General features: G+C 65.9%; 4 protein-coding genes. All 4 read left to right on the top strand.

Annotation, left to right across the window (positions count from 1 at the left end; all coding sequences use genetic code 11):
- Positions 1 to 242 (top strand): L-serine ammonia-lyase, iron-sulfur-dependent, subunit beta (locus tag Q0112_RS00290; protein ID WP_297970062.1); only part of this gene is annotated, 242 nt, incomplete at its 5' end.
- A 2-nt stretch (positions 243 to 244) separates the two neighbouring features.
- Entirely contained in the window at positions 245 to 1102 is an 858-nt protein-coding gene (gene purU / locus Q0112_RS00285) for a formyltetrahydrofolate deformylase (protein WP_297970061.1), read from the top strand.
- A 191-nt stretch (positions 1103 to 1293) separates the two neighbouring features.
- Positions 1294 to 2568, top strand: a complete 1275-nt coding sequence (locus Q0112_RS00280) for a D-amino acid dehydrogenase (RefSeq protein ID WP_297970060.1) — start codon at positions 1294 to 1296, stop codon at positions 2566 to 2568.
- Positions 2569 to 2711: 143 nt separating this feature from the next.
- Positions 2712 to 3371 (top strand): LysR family transcriptional regulator (locus Q0112_RS00275; RefSeq protein ID WP_297970059.1); only part of this gene is annotated, 660 nt, incomplete at its 3' end.

The raw sequence follows: 3371 nt of genomic DNA, 5'->3' as shown, positions 1-3371 counted from the left end.
ACCACCTCGGCATGACCTGCGACCCGGTGAAGGGCCTCGTCCAGGTCCCCTGCATCGAGCGCAACGGCCTCGGCGCCATCAAGGCCGTCGCGGCCGCCTCGCTGGCGCTGCGCGGCGACGGCACCCACGTCGTCCCGCTCGACGCCTGCATAGAGACCATGCGCCAGACCGGCCGCGACATGAGCGTGAAATATAAGGAAACCTCGACCGGCGGCCTCGCCGTCAACCTCCCGGAGTGCTGAACGTGTCGGAGACCTCGTTCATCCTGACCCTGACGAGTGCTCCCCTGCCGGGGATCATCGCCGCCGTCTCGACGGCCATCGCCGACCTCGGCGGCAACATTCACGAGACCCACCAGCACTGGGACCGGCCAACCGACCGCTTCTTCCTGCGCGTCGCATTCTTCGGTCCCGAAGGGCTGAGCGCTACGGCGGTCGAGAAGGCGCTCGCCCCCACCGCCGAGAAGCTTGGCCTCGACCTGAAGGTCGTCGACGCGGCGCGCCCGCCGAAAGTCATCGCAATGGTCTCGAAGTTCGACCACGCGCTCCTGCACCTGCTCTACCAGATCCGCGTCGGCTGGCTGCGCGCCGAGGTCGCCGCGCTCGTCTCGAACCACGAGGACGCCCGTCGCATTGCCGATCACGAGGGCATCCGCTTCGTCCACCTGCCGGTGACGCCCGAGACCAAGCCGCAGCAGGAAGCCGCGCTCCTCGCCCTCGTCGATGAGACCGGCGCCGAGCTCGTCATCCTCGCCCGCTACATGCAGGTCCTCTCCGACGACCTCACCCGCAGGCTCTCCGGCAGGGCGATCAACATCCACCACTCGTTCCTGCCGGCCTTCAAGGGCGCGAACCCCTACAAGCAGGCCTACACCCGCGGCGTAAAGCTGATCGGCGCCACCAGCCACTATGTGACGGCCGACCTCGACGAGGGCCCGATCATCGAGCAGGACGTCGCCCGCGTCAGCCACGCCGACACCAGCGACGACCTCGTCGCCATCGGCCGCGACACCGAATCCCGCGTCCTCGCCCGCGCGGTGAAGAGCCACCTCGAACGCCGCGTGCTGCTTTGCGGCAGCCGCACCGTGGTCTTCGGTAAGTAGACCTCGGTGTGCAGTCGCAGAAGGGTGGGCGACTCAAAAGGTTCCGAGAGGAAGAATCGCCGTGTCGCTGGAGCGTTTGGCCCGGGTGATGATCAGCGTATGGGCTGCGCCAGTTCCTGCGGCACGATAGACACGTCGGCTTGGGCAGTCGTATCGTCGGCTTCTCACTCTTCCACTTCGGGGGAACGGCAATGACCCGTATCGCCGTCATCGGCGCAGGCATCGCGGGCGTCACCACCGCGTACGCACTCAGCGAGCGTGGCTACGAGGTCACGGTCTTCGATCAGCAGCGCTACGCCGGAATGGAGACCTCGTTCGCGAACGGTGGGCAGCTCTCTGCCAGCAATGGGGAGGTCTGGAACAAGGCGTCCACGGTGTGGCAAGGGATGCGCTGGATGCTGAGGCGCGATGCGCCGCTCCTGATGAATCCGACGCCGAGCTGGCACAAGTATTCCTGGATGGCGGAGTTTGTTCGCCATATCCCGGACTACCGACAGAATACCATCGAGACGGTGCGGCTCGCGATCGAGGCCCGCCGGCACATGTTCGCGATGGCCGAGCGGGAAAACATCGACTTCGATCTTCAGCGCTGCGGAATCCTGCATTTCTACCGCGACAAGGAGAGCTTCGAGAAGGCCGCGAAGGTCAACAAGCTGCTCACGGAAGGCGGCCTCGAACGGCGGTCGGTCACCCCCGAGGAAATCCGCCAGATCGAGCCCACCTTGAAGGGAACCTACTACGGCGGCTTCTTCACGCCGTCGGATTCAACGGGCGACATCCACAAGTTCACCCGTGGCCTCGCCGACGCCTGCGGCCGCCGTGGCGTGCGGTTCATCTTCGACGCGGAGGTCGAGAGCATTGTCCCGAAGAGCGGTGGCTACGATATCCGCTGGATGCCGGTGGCGCCCGACCATGACGAGGACGAGGCTGCCGCGGATGTCTGGCGTCCGATCGAGGTCGACGGGGTGGTGATCTGCGCGGGGACGACGAGCCGACGGTTCGCGAGCATGCTCGGCGACCGGCTCAACATCTATCCGGTCAAGGGGTACTCGATCACCGTCCACCTCGGCACGCAGGAAAGCCAGGAGGCAGCCCCGACGGTGAGCATCCTCGACGAGGCGACGAAGATCGTCACCAGCCGCCTGGGGAGCGATCGGTTCCGCGTCGCCGGGACGGCGGAGTTCAACGGGTTCAATCGCGATATCCGCTACGATCGCATCAGGCCGCTGATCGACTGGTCGCGCGAGCAGTTCCCGAAGATGAGCACCGACAGGGTCGTCGCCTGGTGCGGGCTGCGGCCGATGAACCCGAACATGATGCCGCGGGTGGGGCAAGGGCGTCGGCCCGGGGTGTTCTACAACACCGGCCACGGTCACCTGGGCTGGACATTGTCCGCCGCGACCGCGCAGCTGGCCGCGGATGCGGTCGAAAAGGCCATGCCGGTGGGGCGGCGTATCGCTGCCTGAACTCCCAATCGCTGCGTCTTTCGGTTTTGTAGATTGGCAAGTGCGCGAGTTAGATCTCCTTGGGATCTCGTGATAATGATCGCCGGAAGGCACTGATCGCTTCCAAGGACGAATAGCTCGTGGATCGTCTCGAGTGTGATCGCATGTTCGTTGCGGTGGTCGAGGCCCGCTCCTTTACTGGCGCCGCTGTGAAGCTCGGCACCAGCTCCGGCCAGGCGTCCAAGCTCGTCTCGCGTCTCGAAGCCGAACTCGGCGTGCGACTGCTGAACCGGACGACGCGCGCCGTGTCCGAGACGGAAGCGGGTCGCGCCTACTTCGAGCGAGTCCGCGCCATCCTGGACGAGATAGACGACCTCGACCTGGCGATCAGGAACGTCGCACAATCGCCGCGCGGCCGGCTGCGTCTCACCGCTCCCCTGACCTTCGGAATCGTCGAGCTCGCGCGCGCGCTCAACGACTTCGCTGCGAGCTATCCCGAAATCGAGCTCGACGTCAGCTTCTCCGATCGTGTCGTGAACCTGGTGGACGAAGGCTTTGACGTGGCCGTGCGCGTGGGGCGCCCGGCCGACACCAGTCTGATCGCCCGTAAGCTCTGCGACGTCCGCATCGTTCTCGTCGGGTCGGATGCATATCTCGAGAAGCATGGCGACCCATCGACACCCGACGCGCTGCCGCGGCACGCGTGCATCATCGACACGAACTTTCGCGAGCCCGGCCGTTGGCCGTTCCGGAGCGCGGACGGCGAGACCATCGCAGTGCCGGTGACCGGCCGGCTGCACTATTCCAACGCCGAGGCGTGCCTC

The organism is uncultured Amaricoccus sp. (assembly GCF_937858865.1).
Lineage (GTDB): Bacteria > Pseudomonadota > Alphaproteobacteria > Rhodobacterales > Rhodobacteraceae > Amaricoccus.
The sequence above is the reverse complement of the archived record's forward strand: the minus strand, read 5'-3'. Positions and strand labels throughout refer to the sequence as shown.